The sequence below is a fragment of the Nonomuraea sp. NPDC049714 genome, from assembly GCF_044465295.1.
Classification (GTDB): domain Bacteria; phylum Actinomycetota; class Actinomycetes; order Streptosporangiales; family Streptosporangiaceae; genus Nonomuraea.
In genome coordinates this window covers 127,775-145,588 of the sequence record NZ_JBITLM010000006.1, presented here as the reverse complement: position 1 = coordinate 145,588, position 17,814 = coordinate 127,775, and the positions used below count along the sequence as shown (strand labels likewise).

Sequence of the window (17,814 nt, the reverse complement as noted above, 5' to 3'; positions counted from 1 at the left end):
GCAACGGCCGGTTAAGAGTAACCCCGCAGAACGGATGCTCGCCGCGTTTTCCCGATGGGCGGGTGACCCGGATTCGTATGGGTCACCCGCACCTGATCAGTGGAAGAAGTGGCGCGTGCCGGTGAAGTAGAGGGTGACCCCCGCCTTCTCCAAGGCCTCGATGACCTCCTGGTCGCGCACCGAGCCGCCCGGCTGGACGATGGCCTTGACCCCCGCCTCGACCAGCACCTGCGGCCCGTCCGGGAACGGGAAGAACGCGTCGGACGCCGCCACCGAGCCCACCGCCCGCTCGCCCGCCCGGGTGATCGCCAGGCGGCAGGAGTCGACCCGGTTGACCTGCCCCATGCCGACGCCCACCGTGGCCCGGTCGGCGGCCAGCAGGATGGCGTTGGACTTCACCGAACGGGCCGCCCGCCAGGCGAAGGCCAGATCGGCCAGCAGCTCCGGCGAGGCCGGCTCGCCCGCCTTGAGGCTCCAGTTCTCGGGCGAGTCGCCCTGCGCCTGCAGCCGGTCCACCTGCTGCACGAGCAGCCCGCCGTCGATCCTGCGGAACTCGGCCGCGTTGGCCGGCCCGCTCGGGCAGACCAGGAGGCGGAGGTTCTTCTTCTGGGTGAGTACGGCCAGCGCCTCCGGATCGTAGGAGGGGGCCACCACCACTTCGGTGAACACCTCGGCGATCTGCGTGGCCAGCTCGGCGGTGACCGCGCCGTTGACCGCGATCACGCCGCCGTAGGCGGAGACCGGGTCGCAGGCGTGCGCCTTGCGGTGGGCCTCGGCCACGTCGGCGCCGACGGCGATGCCGCAGGGGTTCTGGTGCTTGATGATCGCCACGCACGGGTCGGCGAAGTCCCAGGCCGCCCGCCACGCCGCGTCGGCGTCGAGGTAGTTGTTGTAGGACATCTCCTTGCCGTGCAGCTGCTCGGCGTTGGCCAGGCCGTCGTCGCCGGAGCTGTAGAGGGCGGCGCTCTGGTGCGGGTTCTCGCCGTAGCGCAGCTCTGCCTTGCGCTGCCAGGAGGCGCCCATGAAGCCCGGCCAATTGGTGAGCGCCTCTTCGGTGGCGTACGCACCGGCGAACCAGGACGCCACGGCCACGTCGTAGGAGGCGCTGTGGGCGAAGGCGACGCCGGCCAGCCGCCTGCGCTCATCCAGCGTGAAGCCGCCCTGGTCGAGGGCGGCCAGCACGCCGTCGTAGCCGGCGGGGTCGACCACGACGGCGCAGGTGCTGTGGTTCTTGGCGGCGCCGCGGATCATCGCGGGCCCGCCGATGTCGATCTGCTCGACGCACTCCGCGTCGGACGCGCCCGAGGCCACCGTCTCCTCGAAGGGATAAAGGTTGACCACGACGAGCTGGAACGGGTCGATCTCCAGCTCGTCGAGCTGCGCCACGTGGTGCGGCTTGGTGAGATCGGCCAGCAGCCCGGCGTGCACGCGCGGGTGCAGAGTCTTGACCCGCCCGTCGAGGCACTCCGGGAAGCCGGTGAGCTGCTCGACCTTGGTCACCGGGATGCCGTAGGACGCGATGGCGGCCGCCGTGCCGCCCGTCGACACGATCTCCACGCCCGCGCCGTCGAGGGCCCTGGCCAGCTCCTCCAGCCCCGACTTGTCGTACACGGCGATCAACGCGCGCCGGATGGCGATGCGAGTCACTTGCTTTCCCCTCCTGATGGGTTGCCGATGCGGACGTGGCGTCCGCTGACCGTCCAGCCCTCCCGGGCCATCCGGCCGACGATGTCGACGAGCAGGCGGCGCTCGACGGTCTTGATGCGCTCGTGCAGCCCCGCCTCGTCGTCGCCGGGCAGCACGGGCACGGCCTCCTGGGCGACGATCGGGCCGCTGTCGACCCCCGCGTCGGCCAGCATCACGGTGCAGCCGGTCACCTTGACCCCGTGGGCCAGCGCGTCGCGCACTCCGTGCGCGCCGGGGAAGGACGGCAGCAGCGCGGGGTGGGTGTTGAGCACGGGGAAGGCGTCGAGCGTCGGGGCGCCGAGAATTTTCATGAATCCGGCCGAGACCACGAGGTCCGGCTTGTAGGAGGCGATCTCTTCCGCGATCGCGGCGTCCCATGCCTGCCGAGACGGATAATCGCCCAGTTTGTGGACGAAAGTGGGCACGCCTGCGCGCTCAGCTCTGGCCAATCCTTCGATGCCCTCCCGGTCCGCCCCCACGGCCACCACCCGGGCGCCGTAGGAGGAGTCGGCGGAAGCGTCCAGCAGGGCCTGTAGGTTTGTTCCAGAGCCGGAGACGAGAACGACGAGCCGCCCAGCCTTAGACACGCGCACTCCAATGGGGATCCGTGGTGGGGCTGCCAGCGTATCTGTTCCTCGCCTGGTGACGCAGAGGAGGTCAGGTGTCGACACCGGTGCAAGCACCGGCCGGTCAGCAGCCCGCGGAGTCCGCGGGCCGCCGAGCGATCTGGTTGTCCATCGCAGCGCTGGCCATGACGTTCATGCTGCCCGCTGCCGGGCTGGTGATGGCGTTGTTCGCGCTCGTGGCGGGGATTCGCGCGGTCCCGCTGCTGAGATCCGCGGGCAAGCCCACCGGCGTGACCGCCGGCGGCATCGCCGTCGCGACCGTCGCGCTGGTGCTGTCCGCCGCGACCACGGGCATGCAGCTCTATCTCATGGACGAGAATTCCGCCTACCAGGAGTGCATGAAGAGCGCGGGCACGGTGTCCTCCCAGGGCGAGTGCTTCGTGCAGTTCAGGGAGGCGGCTCAGAAGAAGCTGCCCCCGGACGTGCTGGAGCTCATCGGGGCGACCCGGCCCTAGACCCGGCTCAGACCCGGTTCAGACCCGGCCTAGTCGCGGTCCCAGGCGTAGGGGTCGACGTAGATGACGTGACCGCCCCGATCGTCGGACTCGTCCACGATGTCCTTGCGCACGGGGACGGACTCGTCCAGCGGCAGGCGCGGACGGGCCTGGGAGAGCGTCTCGGCCGCGGCCGAGGCGTGCTCGTCCTGCCAGTCGTCGCGGATGACCGGGATCGCCTGAGTGTCGGCCTCGGTGGCGTCCATCCAGTGGCCCGGCAGCGGCCGGGCGTCGGCCTCGGCCAGCCCCACCTTGCTCGCCGCCCTGGCGATCGCCGCCCCCGCCTTGCGGACCGGGACCGCGGCCTTGTCCAGCGGCACCCTGGCCCGCTTGTTGAGCAGCAACAGGTTCGTCACCCCGGCGGAGATGCCCGCGGCCACGCCCACCTCCAGAGCGACCGACAGGGCCACCTCCCACGGCGACGGCCCGACGGCCGTCAGCCGCCCGCCGCCGATCGGGCCGCCGGACAGCGCCGCGAGCAGCCCCGTCACCAGGCCCGTCGTGACGCCGGTCAGGAAACCCCACAGCGGCGCGGCTTCGTACGAGGGCGATGGTGACATCCTGGCGACGACGATGCCCGCCACGATCCCCGCCGCGAACGGCAGCGCGATCACCGCCATCATCCAGCCGGACACCGGACCGCTCTCGGGCAGCGCCCCCAGCAGCGGCAGGCTGGGCACCGTCCCGAGCTGCACGCCCGTGGGCGCGACCAGGGTGTCGGCCCCGACGGCGAACCCCGGACCGGCGATGTAGGACGAGGCCCAGATGACCCCGTTGAACAGATAGAGGGCCTGCACCAGCACGAGCAGCACCCCACCGACGAACCCGGGCGCCAGCACGTCGGTCAGCTCGCGCACCTGGTCGAAGTGGATCACCACGGCCACCAGCACGAGCACCAGCCCGGCCGCGATCAGGATCATGGTGGCCATGGCCGTGCCGACGGTCAGCGCACGCACCCGCTCCGGCAGCAGCCGCAGCATCGCCCGCCAGGGCCCGATCGTCCGCGCGGTGGCCAGCACACCCGCCACGAAGGCCAGCAGGAAGTGGCTGAGCAGCGCCTCACCGATGTAGGGCTGGGTGATCTCGTTGCTGGCCACCAGCGCGATCAGACCGGCCAGCAGCGCGTACGGCGCGGCCAGCGAGACGCCGGCCTGGCCCACCAGGACGAGCTGCGCCCGCCGCCGGGCGTTCGCCTTCTCCCGCGGGCTGTTCTTGGGCAGCCTGGCGGGCAGCCGCAGCCGCAGGTCGGCGTCGCGGGCCATCCACCGGCCCGCCTTGTACAGCAGCAGCGCCGGCAGGATCATCAACCCGATCGGCAGCAACCCGACCCGGCCGCCGGGCATCTCGAACCCGGCGTGGTGCGCCGCCAGCCAGATCTGCGCGGCCGTCCTGAACACCTCGGGCAGCCCGGACCCCAGCGCGCCACGCGGCGCGGCGATCCAGCCGACCAAGGTGAGCGTGGTGAGCACGGCGAGCCCGACGCCCAGCGTGCAGGCGGCGGCGAGCATCCCGGACACGGGCAGCGGCCGGCGCGTCTCGTCATCGTCACTCGAGACCCCGGGGAGCTTGCTGAGAACCGAACGGGGGGCGGCCCGCAGCTGGTCGAGTATCGCCGTCACAACAAGTGATTTTCTCAATCTTTCCCGACCACCGCTTGGTTGACGCGCCGCCCCGGACCACTTTGTGGGCCGTTTCAAGATCAAAGCTCGCTCTGGCGACGGTTAAGGAAGCTCAAATCACCGTACGGACTCCGTACGGGACCTCTTCGGCGGCAAAGGGAAGGCCCCGCGCGGTGAGAGGAGATCACCGGCGGGGCCTTCACCCGACGCATGTGGGTCAGCGCGACTGCATGACCTCGCGCATCAGCCTGGCCGTCTCGGAGGGAGTCTTGCCGACGCGGACGCCGACCTTCTCCAGGGCCTCCTTCTTGGCCTGGGCGGTGCCGGCGGAGCCCGACACGATCGCGCCCGCGTGGCCCATGGTCTTGCCCTCGGGGGCGGTGAAGCCCGCGACGTAGGCGACGACCGGCTTGGTGACGTGCTGCTCGATGTAGGCCGCGGCCCGCTCCTCGGCGTCGCCGCCGATCTCGCCGATCATCACGATCGCGTCGGTGCCCGGGTCCTCCTGGAAGGCCTGCAGGGCGTCGATGTGCGTGGTGCCGATGACCGGGTCGCCGCCGATGCCGACGGCCGTGGAGAAGCCGAAGTCACGCAGCTCGTACATGAGCTGGTAGGTCAGCGTGCCGGACTTGGACACCAGGCCGATGCGGCCGGCCGTGGTGATGTCGGCGGGGATGATGCCGGCGTTGGACGCGCCGGGCGAAGCGATGCCGGGGCAGTTGGGGCCGATGATGCGGGTCTTGTTGCCCTTGGCCACCGCGTACGCCCAGAACTCGGTCGAGTCGTGGACCGGCACACCCTCGGTGATCACCACGCAGAGCGGGATCTCCGCGTCGATGGCCTCCTTGACGGCGTCCTTGGTGAACGCCGGCGGCACGAACACCACCGACACGTCGGCGCGCGTCTTCTCGATGGCTTCCTTGACCGTGCCGAACACGGGCAGGCCCTCGTGCGTGGTGCCGGCCTTGCGCGCGTTGACGCCGCCGACCACGCGGGCTCCGGAGGCGAGCATGCGGCGGGTGTGCTTGGTGCCCTCGCCGCCGGTCATGCCCTGGACGATGATCTTGCTGTTTTCCGTCAGCCAGATGGCCATGACTCACACACCTACCGAAGCGAGCTCGGCGACCCGCTTGGCCGCGTCGTCCATCGTGTCCACCAGCTCGACCCGCGGGAGTGCGGCGTCGGCCAGAATCTGCCGCCCGAGCTGGGCGTTGTTGCCGTCGAGGCGGACCACCAGCGGGTGGGTCACCGCCTCGCCGCGGCTCTCCAGCAGCTTGAACGCCGAGACGATGCCGTTGGCCACGGCGTCGCAGGCGGTGATCCCGCCGAAGACGTTCACGAAGATCGACTTGACCGACGGGTCGGAGATGATGATCTCCAGGCCCGCGGCCATCACCTCGGCCGAGGCGCCGCCGCCGATGTCGAGGAAGTTGGCCGGGGACGGCTTGCCCGGGAAGGCCTCGCCGGCGTAGGCGACGACGTCGAGCGTGGACATGACCAGGCCCGCGCCGTTGCCGATGATGCCGACGTCGCCGTCGAGCTTGACGTAGTTGAGGTCCTTCGCCTTGGCCGCGGCCTCCAGGGGGTCCTCGGCCGACTTGTCGGCGAAACCCTCGTGGTCGGGCTGACGGAAGACGGCGTTGTCGTCAAGGGTGACCTTGCCGTCGAGCGCCTTCACCTCGCCGTCGGCCGCCAGGATCATGGGATTGACCTCGACCAGCGTGGCGTCCTCGTCCACGAAGGCGCACCAGAGCTTCTCGATGAGCTCGGCCGCGCCGTCGAGCGACTTCTCCGGCAGCCCGCCGGCCTGGGCGATCTCGCGCCCCTTGGCCCGGTCCACGCCGGTCAGCGCCGAGACGGGCACCTTGGCGACCTTCTCGGGAGCGCTGTGGGCCACCTCTTCGATGTCCATGCCGCCGGCCGCCGAGCAGATCGCGAGGAACGTGCGGTTCGCGCGGTCGAGCAGGAAGGAGAAGTAGTACTCCTCCTCGATCGCGCTGGCCTCCTCCACGAGCACCTTGTGCACCGTGTGGCCCTTGATGTCCATACCGAGGATGGCGGTCGCCTTCTCGACGGCGTCGGCCGCGTCATCGGCCACCTTGACGCCGCCGGCCTTGCCGCGGCCGCCGGTCTTCACCTGAGCCTTGACGACAACGCGCCCTGTCAGCTCCTGCGCCGCCGCTCGCACCTCCTCCACGGTGTGGGCGACGATGCCGCGTGGCACCGGAATGCCGTAGTCCGCGAAGAGCTCCTTCGCCTGATGTTCGAACAGGTCCACGAGGGTCCGTCCTTGCTTAATCCGACTGATGTTCGACGGCCCGGGCAACCCCGCGCGTGCCGGGCGTTTCCGCCAGTGAAGCCTAGCCCCAAGCTTGACCCTCCCAGGTCATCGGGTAGCCGATATGCCGCGATGTGACGGTGATCTCACTTCGGGGAGGCGCCGTCTGCACGGAAAATGCACCTATTTGCCGAAAAATACGGCGACTCCCGATATATGGTCGTGATCTTCGATTGGCATGATCCAGGTTCGTCGTCATTCATCGTAAAAGGATCCGCATGAAGGGAATCATCGCCGGGCTGGCGTTGGGCGCGTCGACGCTGGTCACGGTGGCACCAGCGCAGGCCGCGCCCATCAGCCCGGTCGAATCCGTGAAAAAGCAGTTATCGCCCGGACACGGAGTGCGAATCTCCATGACCAGCCGCTCGTTCACCGACGGCAAACCCAACGTCGTCACCCGGGTCACCGGGTCAATGGCGTTCGGGCGATCCGGGGTCGTCGCCTCCGACTTGTCGGTGCGCTACACATCCGGAAAAGGCACGAAGAAGTCAGACAAGGACCTCATCGCCTCACTGCACTCCTCCCGCACCATCGTCATCGGGGAGCAGGCCTACGTCCGAGGGGGCCTCCACTCCGAGTACCTGCCCGAGGGCAAGAAGTGGCTTCGGTCCCCCGCTCGTCACGCCGCCGATCACTACCCGTTGATCGACATCTTCGACGCCGAACTGCTGAAGAAACTGGTGGCGGGCGCGAAACAGGTCAACGGCGACTACCGGGGCACGATCACCATCAGGGACCTGGCCAAGTCGCGGGGACAGAAGGTCGACGATCGTGTGGCCAAGGTCAAGGTCGGCTACCTCCTGGACACCGACTCCAAAGGCCTGGTGAGCCGGACGGTCAGCGAGTACACCCTGAACTACGGCGTGCTCGGCTCGTCGAGGAATCACATGGAAACGCGTTTCACCGGCTGGGGCGCCAAGGTCAAGATCAAGGCACCGCCCGAATCCCAGTGGATCGACGCCAAGGATCTCGCGGACGCCCCGCAGGACCCGGCGAATAACCCGATCGACTTGCTCGGCCAGAACCGGTAGATCTTTCTCCCGTCATCTGTGAAGGCTCAGGCGGTACCGCCGGCGTTCACCCGATGCCGGTTTCACCCCGAGGTCAACTTCTGGGGGAAATATGACCATATTCACCCCAAGCCCGTTCGGGCCGCGACCTCACCACCCCCTCCTGAAATGAGAAACCACCCAATGAATCGCATGCTCGCCGGCCTGGCCCTGGCTTCGGCCGCCGCGCTCATGGCGGCCACTCCCGCGCAGGCCGCCAGCACACAGGCGCCGGCCAAGCCGGTGACCGCCGTGAAGAAGCAGCTCGTCCCCGGTAAGGGAGTGACGTTCACGGAGCGCACCACCATCGACAACGGCCGGATGCGCGCGATCTTCGTCCGGAGCAGCGGCACCTTCCAGTTCAGCAAGTCCGGAATCGCCGCGTCGGCCATCACGGGCAAGCTCAACATCAAGGCCAGCGACCTGGGCGAGCTCAGCGAAGGGTCGCTGTTCAAGTCGCTCACCAAGCCCGAGCGCACGATCAGGATCGGCACCACCTCCTACCTTTCGGGCAGCATCTGGTCCGAGCTGCTGCCCAGCGGCAAGTACTGGTACAAGGCGCCCCACGGCCCTCCCGCCGGCTTCACCGGCATGTTGGGTCAGCCGCTGAACATCATCGAGCCGGCCACCCTCAAGACCCTGTTCAAGAACGCCAAGCCGGCCACCGGTGGCTACACGGGCAAGATCTCCGTCCGTGACCTGCGGAAGGTCTCCGCGTACTACCGCGCCTCGTCGCCCGCCACCACCTCCGCCAAGGCGCTGAAGGCCCAGCTCACCTGGAAGCTCAGCGTGGACGCCAAGGGGCTGCCGACGCGGCTGGTGACCACCGTCCCCGGAAGCGTCATGGCCATAAGCGAGAGCAGCCGCGAGAAGATGATCGTCGACACCCGCTACAGCGGCTGGGGCAACAAGGTCTCCATCAAGGCTCCGCCCGCCGACGAGGTCACGACCAAGCTGGAGGGTGACGGCGGCACCGAGCAGGAGAGCGTGGAGAACCTCGATCTGTTCAACCTGCTGAAGTAGAACCGGACCGGTCCCCCTGCCTTCGTGAAGCGGCGGGGGGACCGTTCTCGCCTGAGGGATGTCACCCCTTCAGGCGGGAGTCCCGAAGGCGGGCCCATTCCAGGGAGTGCCCGATCCCTTCTTCGACCGAGTACCGCGCCCGCCAGCCCAGCAGCCGTTCGGCGCGGTCGCTGCGGGTGTAGGCCCCGACCACGTCGCCAGGCCGTGGCCCGGTCTCCACGACCGAGATCGGCCGGTCCACGACCCGGTTGAACGCGTCGGCCAGCTCGCGGACGGTGGTGCCCGAGCCGGTGCCGAGGTTGATCACGGACGTCTCCGGGACCAGCGAGTCGAACCGCTCCAGCGCCGCCACATGCGCCGTGGCCAGGTCCCAGACGTGCACGTAGTCGCGGATGCCCGACCCGTCGCGGGTCGGGTAGTCAGTGCCGGTGACCTGGAACGACACGCCCTCCTCGGCCGCCTCGATCATCTTGCCGAGCGCGTGGCTGGGCCGCCTGAGCTGCAACCCGGTGCGCATCCGGGGGTCCGCGCCGATCGGGTTGAAGTAGCGCAGCGACAGCACGTCGATCGGCTGGGTCGCGGCGATGTCGGCGAACATCGCCTCGCACACCGCCTTGGTCCGGGCGTACGGGCTCTGCGGGTCGACCGGTGACTCCTCGTCCACGGTGTGGTCGTCGCCGGCCCGGTAGATGGACGCGGAGGAGCTGAAGATCATCCGCGTGCACCCGTTGCGCAGCAGATGGCCGACGAACTCCAGGCTCTTGGCCACGTTCGCCCGGTAGTAGCGGACCGGGTCGGCCACGGAGTCGGGCACCACGATCAACGCCGCACAGTGCACAACAGCCGCGATATCCGGATTTTCGGTATATATCTGGTCAATCAGTGCCCCGTCCCCGATGTCCCCCTCGTAGAACACCCGCCCTTCGACGAACTCCCGCCGCCCGGTCACCAGGCTGTCGAGGATCACCGGAGTGATCCCCGCGTCCAGGCACGCCGACGCGATCGTGCTGCCGATATAACCCGCCCCACCCGAGATCAGTACACGCACCCGAGCACCTTATCCACCTCACACCAAGGAGATCTCGTACGGCGCGAAACCGGCCCGGCACCCCCGCCATGCAGGACATTTCATGAATTGGACCGTTACGCCATCGTGACGCGGCCTACGTACACGAAACTCCTGACTCACCTGTCCCATCTGTGCAGAACGCGTCACATGAACACCCAGTCCAGGAGTACGACCCGTGAACCGCTTCCCCCGGCTACTGACCATGGCCGCCCTGATCACCATGACGGCCTGTACGGCGGAAGGCACCTCCGTAACGCTGAACCCCGCTCAGCCCCAGACCGTTGAGGCGCCGGACGGCCGGGCCGCCGGAGCCGCGTCGGCGACATTCCGTACCGCCCCTAAAAAGCCCAAGCTGGGCATCGCCGACATCACCCCCATGGGGGAGAAGACCGAGAAGGTGGGCGTCGGCTTCCCGATCATCGTGACCTTCGACCGCGACGTGCGCCACCGGGCGGCCGCCGAGGCGGTGCTGCGCGTCGAGGCCGACAGGCCCGTCGAGGGAGCCTGGCGGTGGGTGTCGGCGCGCAAGGTCGTCTACCGCACCAAGACCTACTGGAAGCCGAACCAGAAGGTGCTGTTCAAGGCCCTGCTCAACGAGATCCCCGGCAACGAGGCCGCCAAGAACGTCAGTCGCCGCTTCGCCGTGGGCCCGGCCAACATCTCGCTCGTCGACACCCGTAAGCACGTGATGAAGGTCTACCGGAACGGCAAGCTGGCCAAGAAGATCGCGATCAGCGCCGGACGCGGCGGTTTCGTCAGGAACGGCGTCGACGTCTATCTGACCACCAGCGGCGTCCACCTGACGATGGGCAAGAAGGCCGTGGAGACCATGACCTCGTCGTGGATGGGCGTCACCGACCCCAAGGACCCGCGCTACTACAAGGAGCAGATCCCGTGGGCGGTCCGCATCTCCGACAGCGGTGAGTACGTCCACCAGAGCTACGGCGACTACCAGTATCTCGGCCGCTCCAACCAGAGCCACGGCTGCGTCCGCGCCACCCCGGCCGGCGCCAAGTGGTTCTACAACATCGCCCAGCGCGGTGACGTGGTCAAGATCGTAGGGACCAAGCGCAAGCTCGACTGGCGCAACGGCTGGAGCTACTGGCAGCTCAACTGGACCCAGTGGAAGAAGGGCAGCGCCCTGCGCACTCCCCAGACCTGATCCCGGGGCGCACTCCCGCGCACCGGAGTGCGCGCCCCCTCAGGGTCAGAGCTTCTCCACCGGCGCGTAGGCCAGCAGCAGAACCTTCTCTCCCCCGGACCCGAAGTCGATCTTGACCTTGGTCTTCTCCGCCACCCCGTCCACCGACACCACCGTGCCCAGGCCGAACGCGTCGTGCGAGACCCGATCCCCGGGATTGAGCGCGGGGATCGTCCGGCCGCCGCTCTTCTTGGCCGCCACCGCGGGCGCGGGCTCACGGCGCGTGGCGGCGCTCCAGGCGGACTTGCTCGGGTCCGTACGCCAGTCGATGAGTGACCCCGGCACCTCGCTGACGAACCTGGAGGCGGGGTTGAACGACGGGGAGCCCCAGGAGCTGCGCACCGCCGCGCGGGTGAGGTAGAGGCGCTTCTGGGCCCTGGTGATGCCGACGTAGGCCAGGCGGCGCTCCTCCTCCAGCTCCTTCGGCTCGCCCAGCGAGCGGACGTGCGGGAAGACGCCGTCCTCCATGGCCGTCAGGAAGACGACCGGGAACTCCAGGCCCTTGGCGGTGTGCAGGGTCATCAGCGTCACCACGCCCTGGCCGCCGTCGGCGTCGGGGATCTGGTCGGCGTCGGCCACCAGCGACACCTGCTCCAGGAACTCCACCAGCGTGCCCTCGGGGTTGGCGTCCTCGAACTCCGAGGCCACCGAGATCAGCTCGTTGAGGTTTTCCAGCCGCGACTCGTCCTGCGGGTCCTCCGACGCCTCCAGCTCGGCGCGGTAGCCGGTGGCGATCAGCACCTCCTCGGCCAGCGCGGACGGCGGCATGCCCTCGCCCTTGGCGATCAGCTCCTCGACCAGCGCGACGAACTCCTTGATCGCGTTGAGCGAGCGGGTCGCCATGCCGTGCGCCTCGTCGGCGCGCCGCAGCCCCTCCCAGAACGGGATCCGCTCGCGGGTCGCGAACGCCTCGACCATCGCCTCGGCCCGGTCACCGATGCCGCGCTTGGGCACGTTGAGGATGCGCCGCAGCGACACCACGTCGAGCGGGTTGGCGAGCAGCCGCAGGTAAGCCAGCAGGTCCTTGACCTCCTTGCGCTCGTAGAAGCGCACGCCCCCGACCACCTTGTAGGGCAGGCCGGTGCGGATGAAGATCTCCTCGAACACCCGGGAGGCGGCGTTGGTGCGGTAGAAGACCGCGACGTCGCCCGCCTTGACGTCCTCCTCGTCGCTGAGCCGGTCGACCTCCTGCGCGACGAACATGGCCTCGTCGTGCTCGTTGTCGGCCACGTACCCGATGATCTTGGGCCCGTCGCCCTGGTCGGACCAGAGGTTCTTCGGCTTGCGCGACTCGTTGCGCGAGATGACCGCGTTGGCGGCGGCCAGGATGTTCTGGGTGGAGCGGTAGTTCTGCTCCAGCAGGATGGTGCGCGCGTCGGGGTAGTCGCGCTCGAACTCCAGGATGTTGCGGATCGTTGCGCCGCGGAAGGCGTAGATCGACTGGTCGGCGTCGCCGACCACGCACAGCTGCGACTGGTCGGCGCCGGAGCGGACCAGCTCGCCGTCGGAGGTGCGCAGCTCGGGACGGCCCACCAGCTCCCTGATCAGGATGTACTGGGCGTGGTTGGTGTCTTGGTACTCGTCGACGAGGACGTGCCTGAAGCGCAGCCGGTAGTGCTCGGCCACCTCGGGGAAGAGCTGGAACAACGTCACCGTGTTCATGATGATGTCGTCGAAGTCCATCGCGCCGGCCTCGGTGAGCTTGAGCTGGTAGCTCTTGTAGGCCTGGGCGAGCGTCTTCTCCAGGTGGGAGCCCGCCCGGTCCATGGCGGTTTCGTAGTCGATCAGCTCGTTCTTGAAGTTGCTCACCTGGGCGGAGAACGACCTGGGCGGATAGCGCTTCGGGTCGAGCTCCATCTCGCGGCAGACCATCGCCATCAGCCGCTGCGAGTCGGCCTGGTCGTAGATGGAGAAGCTGGAGGGGAAGCCGAGCCGCTTGGCCTCGCGCCGCAGGATCCGCATGCAGGCGCTGTGGAACGTCATCACCCACATCGCCTTGGAGCGCGGCCCGACGAGCCTGTCGATGCGGTCCTTCATCTCGCGGGCGGCCTTGTTGGTGAACGTGATCGCCAGGATCTCGCCCGGATGCACCTCCCGCTCGGCCAGGAGGTAGGCGATGCGGTGGGTGAGCACCCGCGTCTTTCCCGAGCCCGCCCCCGCCACGATCAGCAACGGGCTGCCATGGTGGATCACGGCCTCGCGCTGCTGCGGGTTGAGGCCATCGAGCAAGGGGTGGTCAACAGAGACTCGGGTCGGCACGTCCCTAGGTTATGACCCCTCACCGACAAACGGCGCCCGGAATGCCGACAGCGGCACGCTGGTTGTGCCCATCGAACATCAAGAAGGGAAGGCCTGCTGCCCATGCTGCCCGAGAGTGAGATCAACAGGGTGCTCGTCGTGACCGCCCACCCGGACGACGCCGACTTCGGAGCCGCGGGCAGCGTCGCGCTGTTCGGCGACCGAGGCGTCGAGGTGACGTACCTGGTGGTCACGGACGGCGACGCGGGCGGCAACGAACGCACGCTCGACCACTCCGGCATGGCCGAGCTCCGCAGGGCGGAGCAGACCGCGGCGGCCAAGTGCGTCGGCGTCACCGACCTGCGCTTCCTCGGCTACCCCGATGGCACCGTGGTCCCCTCGCTCGATCTTCGTAAGGCGATCGCGAGGGTCATCAGGCAGGTACGGCCGGACGTGGTCATCACCCACCACCCCGACCGCAACTACCAGTTCGTCGCCCCCAGCCATCCCGACCACCGCGCGGTCGGCGGCTCCGCCCTGGACGCCGTCTACCCCGACGCCCGCAACCCCTACGCCTTCCCCGAGCTGCTGCGGGAGGAGGGGCTGGCGGCGTGGACCGCACGCGAGGTCTGGCTGACGGGCGGCTCGACGCCGAACCACTATGTGGACATCACCGACGCAATCGACCGTAAGCTGGCGGCGCTGCGGTCGCACGTCAGTCAGGTGGCGCATGTTGAGGGGTTCGCCGAGTTCGTCAGGGGCCGCTCGGCCGCCTGGGCCGAGCAGGCGGGCTTCGACGAGGGCCGCTACGCCGAGGGCTTCCAGGTCGTCCCCACGGCCTGACGCCGCCGATCAGGGCACGGACCCGGGCGGCACCACCCACAGCGACGGCTGCCCGGTGACCTCGGAGATGCGGTCGAAGTCCCGGTCGTAGTGGAGGACCGTGGCGCCGTGCACTTCGGCGCAGGCGGCGATCAGCAGATCAAAACCGCCGATGCCACGATGCTGCGACTTGCCTGCCAGCAGCGCCTGAACATCGAGCGCCCGCTCTTGGGCCTCGGCGTTCACCGGCAGTTGGCGGAAGTCCTGTCGCAGGTGGTGAGCATCGAGCTCGTACCCTTCCGGGTCACGCGCGCTGTAGAGGACTTCGAGGCGCGTCATCGTGCAGATGGCCAGCATCTTGTCGAGCATGAGTGGCTCGAGCGCCCGAGCGACGCTGGGATGGGGCATCCGCGCCAGAGCACTCTTGTCGATGAGGTAGACCACGCCCGCTGCTAGTACGCGTCCTTCATCAGGTCCGGATCCAGTAGATCCGTATTGTCCCGCAAGGTCCAGTACTCGAACGCTTCTCGACGCCTTGCCCGCTCGGCGACCTCCGTCAGAGCGACGTGGACCGTCTCCTTCATGTTGCTCGTCCCCAACTCCTCCTGGGCCACCTGTAGGAGCTCCTTGTCGATGTCGATAACGGTCCGCATGGGACACCACCTCCGTACCTCCAGCGTATATCACCAGTCGTGATCTTGATATACGCACTCTTCGTAATCTTCTCACCACGAAGAGGCGCAGGGAAGACGCTAGAGGCAGCCGGAAGCCCGTAAAGACGGGTGCCTCCAGGAGGGTGGGGACGATCTCTACCTCAGGTTGACATCTTCCATGTCGCGGAGGATTTTGCGCAGGCCAAGCCCGACAATCGGGACTTACTGTGAGGCATGCTCGCCTTATTGGCTCCGGCGGGTGACAACGGCAGCACTCCTCGGGCTGGGCTCGCACGTTTGAACCGCGCTGGTCGTGCTCGGCTTCGTCGGCCAGGTCGCCTGGACCGTCGAGAACATGTACCTCAACGTGTTCGTCTACGACCCGATCACCGACGTCGCTATCGCCATCGCCATCATGGTCGCCCTCAGCGCGGCGAGCGCGACGCCGGCGATGGTGCTGGTCGGGGCGCTGTCCGATCGGGTGGGCCGGCGGCGGGTGTTCGCGTCCGGCGCCGCCGCGCCTCGCCGTCACCAGCGCCGCCGCGCCTCGCCGTCACCGGCGCTGCCGGGCCCCCTCGTCACCAGCGCTGCCGGGCCTCCTCGGCCCACCCGGTCAGGCCGTCGAGCTCGATCCAGGCGCCGTCGTCGGCCCGCGCCCGGCCGCTGAAATGGCCGAAGCACTGGTGCGTCTCGGACCCCACGACGCCCAGCTCGGTGCGTGAGATCTTCTCGTGGAACGGGGTGAACTCCGCCTCCACCCGCTCCCCGGTGATCCGCCACGGCCGCAGCCAGTCCGCGCGGTCGTAGTGCCACGCCAGCTCTTCGCCGATCTTGTGCAGCCGCCCGTCGACGAAGAGCGCGTTCTCCGTCATGCCGGTCCCGTCGGTCCACTTCCCGCCGAGCTGGATCGCTCTCCCGGGCGCGCTGCCCGCCGCCCAGTTCCACACCATCCTGTACGGCCAGCGCCCCCGGCCGTGGTCGAGCACCGCGAACGAGTCCTCCTCGCGCACCAGGTGCTCCCCCGACGCCAGCACCAGCCGCCCGCGCACCGGCCGCCCCACATCCTTGACCGTGTACTGGAACAGGCGCGGCCCTCACGGCACCACCACCCCCAGCGACTCGTGCCCCTCAGGCAGCGGGATCTCCAGGTCCACCTCGACGCCCGGCGCCACCGCCCGCAGGGAAGTGCCGCCGGGGCTCTGCCGGATGTCGACGGCCAGCCGGCCGCCGCGCGCGCGGACCGTGCCCTCGCCGCTGCGGTCCGGCATCACCGTGCCCCGCGCCAGCGGCACCACGGCGTCCTGCGACACCTCCGCCCCGGTCGCGCGGTCGAGCACGTAGACGCCGTGCACGCCCGCGTAGTCGATGGAGGACGCCACGATGCCGATCACGTGCGCGGGGGTGACGACACCCCAGTACTCCCACCGCTTGGTCCGCCCCCAGCCACGCAGGTTGGCCCGATGCAGCGGCCGCCGCGTCCACCCGACCGCCTCCGGATTGAGCCGCCCGTCGGGCAGGCACAGATCAACGGGCGCGGTGACCTCGGGCTCAGACGTTCGGCAACTCACTGGGCACGGCCCCCATCAAAGCCTCAGAGGGGACCGTCGCCTCGAGGCGACGGGGGAATCAGGAGCGGGAGGGTCTCCAAGGCCCAGGCGTGCCCTGACCTGTCAGGTTCGCGCATCACGGATGTCCTTCCTGGTTTTGTCGGCGCCGGCCGATATCGTGGTGTTGTTGTTACCGAGCGTGATGGGAGGTGGGTGTGCGCAGGTCGTTCAAGTTCCTGCTGCGTCCCACCGCCCGGCAGGTTGCGGCGCTGGCGGCGTGTCTGGAGGATCACCAGCAGCTGTACAACGCTGCCCTGGAGCACCGCCGTGCCGCCTACGCCAAGGCGGGCGTGAGCATCCGGTACGGCGACCAGTCCGCCGAGCTGAAGCACATCCGGGGCGATGACCCCGACGGGCAGGGCCGGTGGTCGTTCTCCTCCCAGCAGGCCACGCTGCGCCGTCTGGACAAGGCGTTCGCTGCATTCTTCGAGCGCGTCAAGTCCGGGCGCACCCCGGGCTTCCCCCGGTTCAAGGGGCGCGGCCGGTTCGACACGGTGGAGTGGCCGAAGGACGGCGACGGCTGCCGGTGGGACTCCCAGCCGCAGCACCCGACCGCCACCTGGGTGAGGCTTCAGGGCGTCGGGCACGTGCGGGTCCATCGGCACCGCCGCGTGTCCGGCACCGTCAAGACGATCAGTGTGAAGCGCGAAGGCTCCCGCTGGTTCGTGGTCCTGTCGTGTGCCGACGTGCCCGCCGGACCGCTGCCCGCAACGGGCGCGGTCGCCGGGATCGACCTGGGCGTCGCCTCGCTCGTCACCACCTCCGACGGCGGCCAGGTGGCCAATCCGCAGCACCTCGCAGCCACCGCTGACCGCCTCGGGGACGTCCAGCGCGACCTGGCCCGCAAGCAGCGGGGCTCCAAGCGACGGCGCAAGGCGGTGGCCCGCGTCACCGCGCTGCACGCCAAGGTCTGCCGCCAGCGCCTCGACGGCGCGCACAAAGCCGCGCTCGCCCTGGTCCGCACCTACGACGTGATCGCGTACGAGGACCTGCGGATCACCAACATGACCCGCAGTGCCTCCGGCACGGTCGAGCAGCCCGGCCGCAAGGTCGCGCAGAAGTCCGGGTTGAACCGGAGCATCCTCGACGCGGGCTGGGGGGTGTTCCTGACGATCCTGTCGCACAAGGCTGAAAGCGCCGGTCGAGAGCTGATCGCGGTGAACCCCGCCAACACCTCCCGCACGTGCGCCCGCTGCGGGCACTGTGCGAAGGACAACCGCCTCACCCAGGCCGAGTTCGCCTGTACGGCGTGCGGGCACACCGCGCACGCCGACGTGAACGCCGCGATCAACATCTTGAGGGCAGGGCTTGCCCTTCGCCAGGCTGCGCAAGCGGCTTAGCGAGAAGCCGCTCCCTTCAGGGAGCGGAGGAGTCACCAGTCCTCGCCAC

Annotated in this window: 17 protein-coding genes and 1 pseudogene; 7 read left to right on the top strand and 11 right to left on the bottom strand. The window is 68.9% G+C overall.

Translation table 11 applies throughout. The features are described from left to right. Positions 1 to 96 precede the first annotated feature (96 nt). Both purH and purN read right to left on the bottom strand, forming a co-directional pair. Positions 97 to 1,647, bottom strand: coding sequence for a bifunctional phosphoribosylaminoimidazolecarboxamide formyltransferase/IMP cyclohydrolase (gene purH / locus ACIBQX_RS24230; protein ID WP_397008100.1), 1,551 nt, complete (start codon positions 1,645 to 1,647; stop codon positions 97 to 99). Further along, on the bottom strand, positions 1,644 to 2,273 hold the full coding sequence (gene purN, locus ACIBQX_RS24225; protein ID WP_397008098.1) for a phosphoribosylglycinamide formyltransferase: 630 nt from the start codon (positions 2,271 to 2,273) through the stop codon (positions 1,644 to 1,646). Before purN ends, purH begins: the two co-directional genes overlap by 4 nt. 74 nt (positions 2,274 to 2,347) lie before the next feature. Here purN and ACIBQX_RS24220 point away from each other — a divergent pair, with 74 nt between their 5' ends. Beyond that, positions 2,348 to 2,767, top strand: coding sequence for a hypothetical protein (locus ACIBQX_RS24220; RefSeq protein WP_397008096.1), 420 nt, complete (start codon positions 2,348 to 2,350; stop codon positions 2,765 to 2,767). A 29-nt stretch (positions 2,768 to 2,796) separates the two neighbouring features. On the opposite strand, the gene ACIBQX_RS24215 is transcribed toward ACIBQX_RS24220, so the two are convergent. The 3 genes from ACIBQX_RS24215 to sucC form a co-directional block, all read right to left on the bottom strand. After that, positions 2,797 to 4,425 carry a DUF6350 family protein gene (locus tag ACIBQX_RS24215; RefSeq protein ID WP_397008094.1) on the bottom strand — a complete coding sequence of 543 codons (1,629 nt, stop codon included), beginning with the start codon at positions 4,423 to 4,425 and terminating at the stop codon, positions 2,797 to 2,799. 217 nt (positions 4,426 to 4,642) lie between these two features. Beyond that, positions 4,643 to 5,518, bottom strand: coding sequence for a succinate--CoA ligase subunit alpha (gene sucD / locus ACIBQX_RS24210; protein WP_397008092.1), 876 nt, complete (start codon positions 5,516 to 5,518; stop codon positions 4,643 to 4,645). Positions 5,519 to 5,521: 3 nt separating this feature from the next. Next, positions 5,522 to 6,703, bottom strand: a complete 1,182-nt coding sequence (gene sucC, locus ACIBQX_RS24205) for an ADP-forming succinate--CoA ligase subunit beta (protein ID WP_397008090.1) — start codon at positions 6,701 to 6,703, stop codon at positions 5,522 to 5,524. A gap of 278 nt (positions 6,704 to 6,981) precedes the next feature. Here sucC and ACIBQX_RS24200 point away from each other — a divergent pair, with 278 nt between their 5' ends. Both ACIBQX_RS24200 and ACIBQX_RS24195 read left to right on the top strand, forming a co-directional pair. Then, positions 6,982 to 7,794, top strand: coding sequence for a hypothetical protein (locus ACIBQX_RS24200; RefSeq protein WP_397008088.1), 813 nt, complete (start codon positions 6,982 to 6,984; stop codon positions 7,792 to 7,794). Between the two features lie 162 nt (positions 7,795 to 7,956). Continuing rightward, complete coding sequence (locus ACIBQX_RS24195) at positions 7,957 to 8,835, top strand: hypothetical protein (RefSeq protein WP_397008086.1); 879 nt, start codon at positions 7,957 to 7,959, stop codon at positions 8,833 to 8,835. Positions 8,836 to 8,896: 61 nt separating this feature from the next. Here ACIBQX_RS24195 and galE read toward each other — a convergent pair whose 3' ends face one another. After that, entirely contained in the window at positions 8,897 to 9,883 is a 987-nt protein-coding gene (gene galE, locus ACIBQX_RS24190) for a UDP-glucose 4-epimerase GalE (protein WP_397008084.1), read from the bottom strand. Positions 9,884 to 10,079: 196 nt separating this feature from the next. Here galE and ACIBQX_RS24185 point away from each other — a divergent pair, with 196 nt between their 5' ends. Further along, on the top strand, positions 10,080 to 11,066 hold the full coding sequence (locus ACIBQX_RS24185) for a L,D-transpeptidase (RefSeq protein ID WP_397008082.1): 987 nt from the start codon (positions 10,080 to 10,082) through the stop codon (positions 11,064 to 11,066). A 45-nt stretch (positions 11,067 to 11,111) separates the two neighbouring features. Here ACIBQX_RS24185 and pcrA read toward each other — a convergent pair whose 3' ends face one another. Next, positions 11,112 to 13,334 carry a DNA helicase PcrA gene (gene pcrA / locus ACIBQX_RS24180; RefSeq protein ID WP_397008831.1) on the bottom strand — a complete coding sequence of 741 codons (2,223 nt, stop codon included), beginning with the start codon at positions 13,332 to 13,334 and terminating at the stop codon, positions 11,112 to 11,114. 132 nt (positions 13,335 to 13,466) lie between these two features. Here pcrA and ACIBQX_RS24175 point away from each other — a divergent pair, with 132 nt between their 5' ends. After that, positions 13,467 to 14,186: a PIG-L deacetylase family protein gene (locus tag ACIBQX_RS24175; protein WP_397008080.1), complete on the top strand. Its 720-nt coding sequence runs from the start codon at positions 13,467 to 13,469 to the stop codon at positions 14,184 to 14,186. Between the two features lie 9 nt (positions 14,187 to 14,195). Here the strand turns inward: ACIBQX_RS24175 and ACIBQX_RS24170 are convergent, their stop codons facing one another. Continuing rightward, the gene (locus tag ACIBQX_RS24170; protein ID WP_397008078.1) at positions 14,196 to 14,609 is read right to left on the bottom strand and encodes a PIN domain nuclease; all 414 of its coding nucleotides are present in this window, start codon (positions 14,607 to 14,609) and stop codon (positions 14,196 to 14,198) included. Positions 14,610 to 14,617: 8 nt separating this feature from the next. Further along, positions 14,618 to 14,818, bottom strand: a complete 201-nt coding sequence (locus ACIBQX_RS24165) for a type II toxin-antitoxin system VapB family antitoxin (RefSeq protein ID WP_397008076.1) — start codon at positions 14,816 to 14,818, stop codon at positions 14,618 to 14,620. 313 nt (positions 14,819 to 15,131) lie between these two features. On the opposite strand from ACIBQX_RS24165, the gene ACIBQX_RS24160 reads away from it, so the two are divergent. Beyond that, on the top strand, positions 15,132 to 15,485 hold the full coding sequence (locus ACIBQX_RS24160) for a hypothetical protein (protein ID WP_397008074.1): 354 nt from the start codon (positions 15,132 to 15,134) through the stop codon (positions 15,483 to 15,485). Here the strand turns inward: ACIBQX_RS24160 and ACIBQX_RS24155 are convergent. Continuing rightward, positions 15,397 to 15,768: a DUF2804 domain-containing protein gene (locus ACIBQX_RS24155; RefSeq protein WP_397008829.1), complete on the bottom strand. Its 372-nt coding sequence runs from the start codon at positions 15,766 to 15,768 to the stop codon at positions 15,397 to 15,399. The genes ACIBQX_RS24160 and ACIBQX_RS24155 overlap by 89 nt on opposite strands. A 21-nt stretch (positions 15,769 to 15,789) precedes the next feature. Continuing rightward, positions 15,790 to 16,386 (bottom strand): annotated as a pseudogene (locus tag ACIBQX_RS24150) (DUF2804 domain-containing protein); the annotation flags it as partial. Between the two features lie 194 nt (positions 16,387 to 16,580). Between ACIBQX_RS24150 and ACIBQX_RS24145 the strand changes: the two are divergent. Beyond that, entirely contained in the window at positions 16,581 to 17,765 is a 1,185-nt protein-coding gene (locus ACIBQX_RS24145; protein WP_397008072.1) for an RNA-guided endonuclease InsQ/TnpB family protein, read from the top strand. Positions 17,766 to 17,814: the final 49 nt, after the last annotated feature.